At 63.8% G+C, this 4,093-nt stretch carries 4 protein-coding genes; 1 reads left to right on the forward strand and 3 read right to left on the reverse strand.

The genetic code is table 11. From position 1 onward, the window contains the following. From VEI45_RS24335 to VEI45_RS24345, 3 genes are all read right to left on the reverse strand, one after another. Positions 1-554: nitroreductase family protein (locus tag VEI45_RS24335; protein WP_324857076.1), on the reverse strand; the 554-nt coding region annotated here is incomplete at its 3' end. A gap of 18 nt (positions 555-572) precedes the next feature. Then, positions 573-956: a carboxymuconolactone decarboxylase family protein gene (locus VEI45_RS24340; protein ID WP_324857077.1), complete on the reverse strand. Its 384-nt coding sequence runs from the start codon at positions 954-956 to the stop codon at positions 573-575. Further along, positions 953-1,774: an SDR family oxidoreductase gene (locus VEI45_RS24345; RefSeq protein ID WP_324857078.1), complete on the reverse strand. Its 822-nt coding sequence runs from the start codon at positions 1,772-1,774 to the stop codon at positions 953-955. The genes VEI45_RS24340 and VEI45_RS24345 overlap by 4 nt, the downstream gene beginning before the upstream one ends. A gap of 474 nt (positions 1,775-2,248) precedes the next feature. On the opposite strand from VEI45_RS24345, the gene VEI45_RS24350 reads away from it, so the two are divergent. Then, the gene (locus VEI45_RS24350; RefSeq protein WP_324857079.1) at positions 2,249-4,009 is read left to right on the forward strand and encodes an MOSC and FAD-binding oxidoreductase domain-containing protein; all 1,761 of its coding nucleotides are present in this window, start codon (positions 2,249-2,251) and stop codon (positions 4,007-4,009) included. Positions 4,010-4,093: the final 84 nt, after the last annotated feature.

Genomic DNA, 4,093 nt, shown 5'->3' on the forward strand with positions numbered 1-4,093 from the left:
GCGACCGCGTACGACTCCGGCACGCCGAGTAAATCCCGCACCTGCGGCTCCGCCGCCACCGCATTCGTGGTGAGGGTGCCCCCATAACCCTCGTTGCGCGCGGCCAGCAAGATGTTCCACACCAGCGGGTATACCGATGCACCGCTGATCACGCCGATCCGGTCGAGGTCTTGATCGATCGCCGCGACTACCTCGAGATCGACGCAGACCACAAGCACGACCGCGGCATTGAGTAGCGGCGCGGTGAAATGGAGCGGCACTTCGGTCGCCGCTATTTCCGCTGCCGTCACCTTCGGCCGGTGCAGCGGGTTCCACGGACTCTCACCGTTTCCCAGCTGGGCGAGATACCGTCGGGCGCCCGGAATCGACAACTCGGCCAACGCCTCACGGGTGGCCCGATCACGCAGCACGATCACATGGGCGCCCTGGCGGTTGCCGCCGCTGGGCGCGAACCGCGCGTTGTCGAGGATGCGCTCGAGCACGTCGTCGGGGAATGGATCGTCGGTGAACTCGCGTACTGCGGCCGTGGTGCGCATGACGTCATAAAGCTCCATGAGCCCATCCTGCCGCCGCTAGGTTGTGGTTTGCGGTTTGGGTAGCACCTCGCGCCCGATATTGCGGGCCGTAGCCGCTGCCGGGAAACCGGCATAGCCGGCCATGTGGTAGACCACCTCTTCGATCTCCTCGATGGTCAACCCGTTGCGTAGGGCAATTGGAAAATGGAATTTCAATTCCTCGGTGGCCCGCAGCGCGATAAGCGCGCCCAGCGTGACAAGGCTGCGGGAACGGCGGTCCAACCCGGGACGGGTCCACAAGCTGCCGAAGACGTGGTCGAAGGTCAATTCAGCGAGTTCGTCAGCGAAGCCGCCGTCGCGCAAGCTCGTCACGTCGTCCGGGAGCAGCCCGGGCATCAGTTCCTTGAAAACGTTGAGGCCATCAGTGCGGGCTTCGGTCATCGGTCTTGGCCTTTCGGTGCGGAGGGTTCGCGGGAGATCTGGTAATCGAGGTAGGCATCCCAGTTGTCGACGCGCCTACGTAGCTCATCGACAACTTGGGGGTGGGTGGGCACGAAAAAGCGGTTGTGCAGAATCGCTTCGGCCACGAGCTCGCCGATGGGTGCGGGGTCGAGCAATTCGAATTGATCACCGGGAGTGCGTATGGCCGCGCCGGCGCCGAATTTCGGCACAGACGAGGCGATATTAGTGAGCACTGGTCCGGGGCATAGCAGCGTGACGCCGATGTTTCTGGGACGCAGATAAAGTGCCAGACCTTCGCTGATCTGGACGATCGCGGCCTTGGTCGCCGCATAGGGCAGCCGGTCGTAGGAATAGGTAAACAGTCCGGCGAATGACGCGGTGTTGACCACGTGTCCGCTGCCTTGCTCGAGTAGCAACGGCAAGAACACGGTGTTGCTGCGCACGACCGACATCAGGTTGATGTTCAGGATGCGCTGCCATTCCGCGACCGGAATGTCTTGCGGCAGGCCGTTTGTCAGCACGCCGACGTTGTTGACCACGACGTCGACACGGCCAAACCGTTGTAGCGCCGTATTGCGGACATCGTCGAAGGCATCAGGTTCAGAGACGTCGGCGGTGCAGGTCACCGCGACGGCACCCTGGGCCGCGAGGTCCGTCGCCAACGTGGTGATGCCGGCGGTGTCGATGTCGACGGCGACGACGTGGGTGCCGCGTCCGGCAAGGGAGTGGGCGATCGCACTGCCGATGCCGCTGGCCGCTCCGGTAACGACGGCGATCTTGTCCTCAAGGGTTCTCATCGGGGGAGCGCCAACGGGTTGGTGGTTTGCCATGGCGTCGGGATTAGTACTTCGACGCCGGCGCGTTCGGCTAGTGGGATTAGTCGGTTCATAGTGGCGTTGAAGTCATCGACCAGATAAGGCAGGGGGCGGAACGGGTGATCGAGAGTCCGGAAGAAGTCGTCCCAATTCGGTGAGTAGCACAGAGCTCGTCCCGAGGAAGTGTGCACGCAGCCCCATGGCAGCCGGCTTCGCCGGCCGCTCCAGGAACTTGCGGTAAGCGTCTAGCCGTGGATGAGCGAACGGCAGGTGGCGGCCTGGCTTAAGGTGCTGAAGCATCGAGCCGCACATATGAGATCCCGTCCATTCGGTGTCTGTCGGCCGGTGGCCATTGTCGAACGACTAGCCTCGCTGTGCCGGTAAGTTGTCGTTTTCTGTGCGATCGGCAAGTGTGGTCGACAATTGGTTGTCGGGCGCGCACGAAGGGTCGGGGCCATGGCCAGCTTGGTATCGGTCAATGTCGGCCTGCCGAAGAATGTGGCGTGGAACGGTCGCACGGTCTACACCGGTGTCTGGAAGCAGCCGGTGGTGGGGCCGCGCGTGGTCCGCCGGCTCAACGTGGACGGTGACGGCCAAGGCGACTTGGGCGGGCACGGTGGAGAACACCGCGCGGTGCTGGTCTATCAGCTTGACTCCTATCGGTATTGGTCACGCGAACTGCATCGCGACGACCTGCGCCCCGGCCATTTTGGCGAGAACTTCACGGTCGACGGTTTGCCCGACGACGAGGTTTGTATCGGAGATCGATACCGGATCGGGCAGGCCGTCTTCGAAGTCACTCAACCGCGGGTCACCTGCTACCGGGTGGGCCTCCGGCTGGGGGAGCCGCAGATGGCCGCCCTACTGGTATCCCACCACCGCCCCGGGTTCTATTTCCGGGTCATCACCGAAGGCCAGATTGAAGCCGGGCAAGAGATCGTCAAAGTCAACTCAGGACTTGAGCAGGTCACCGTCGCCGAAATCGACGCGCTGCTTTACCTTCCCGGCCATCCTCGCGACGCGCTGGAACGTGCCCTTCGTATCCCCGCATTGAGCGCCGGGTGGAAGGGATCTTTGCAGAACCTGCTCACCCAGGCCGACACCGCATCGACATCGGCGAGCAACACCGGCCTGACAGCGGCCGCCAGTAGCCCCCCGCCGGCTTGGGCCGGGTTCCGCCCCCTGAAAGTAACGGCAACCCACGACGAAAGCCGGACCGTTCGCTCGATCACCTTGGCCGATCCGGACGGTACGCCGCTGCCGCCTTGGCGGCCCGGCCAATCGATCGCCGTGCGCCTTTCCCGTGGGGACACCCACGAGACTTTGACCAGGAACTACTCGCTGTCCAACTGGGCCGGAGCCGGGAATTACCGGATCAGCGTCAAACGCGAAACACACGGCGCAGCAAGCAGTTACATTCACTCGCACGTGAAGGTCCGCGACATCCTCGAGATTGCGGCACCTCGAGGCGCGTTCTTCCTCACCGATGCCGAGTCGCCGGTCATCCTGATGTCCGCGGGTGTTGGAGTCACACCGGTGCTGTCCATGCTGCATACGCTGGCGGCGACCGAGTCACCCCGGCAGGTCTGGTGGCTGCACGCAGCGCGGAACGAGTCGCAACACCCCTTCGTCGTAGAAAGCCACGAACTGCTCAACCAGATCAGCGACAGCCACATTCGCGTCTTCTACAGTCAACCGGAACGAGCCGAGCAGCTCCCGGTCAACGCCGCGCAGGGCCGCCTGTCCACAGCAGTGATCGCCCAACTCGGGCTTCCCCGCACCAGCGACGTATATCTATGCGGGCCCACAAGCTTCATGGACGACATCAGTGCGGGACTCGTGGAGCTGGGCTTTGAGCCCGCGCAGATTCACACCGAAACATTCGGCGCCACAGCCGCACTCACGCCCGGCATCGCCGCGGCCGCGGTCCCGCCGCATCTACCGATCGGCCCGCCGGGTCCGGGCCCCCAGGTGCAGTTCGCCCGCAGCGGCATCACAGCACCATGGGGTCCGCCTGCCACCAGCCTGCTCGAATTCGCCGAAGAATGTGACGTCCCGGCGCGGTGGTCATGTCGCACCGGCGTATGCCATAACTGCGAGACGGCACTTATCTCGGGAACCGTCGACTACACCCTCGAACCGTTGGAACCGCCAGCGCCAGGCAACATCCTGCTGTGCTGCACACAGCCCGCCGAACCCGTCGTCGTCGACCTGTAACGCCATACGCCGGACAACCTAGGCTGGAACAATGAACGCTCAACCAGTTGTCGTAATCACTGGCGCCTCCCAGGGCATCGGCGC

The sequence above is a fragment of the Mycobacterium sp. genome (genome assembly GCF_035623875.1).
Classification (GTDB): domain Bacteria; phylum Actinomycetota; class Actinomycetes; order Mycobacteriales; family Mycobacteriaceae; genus Mycobacterium.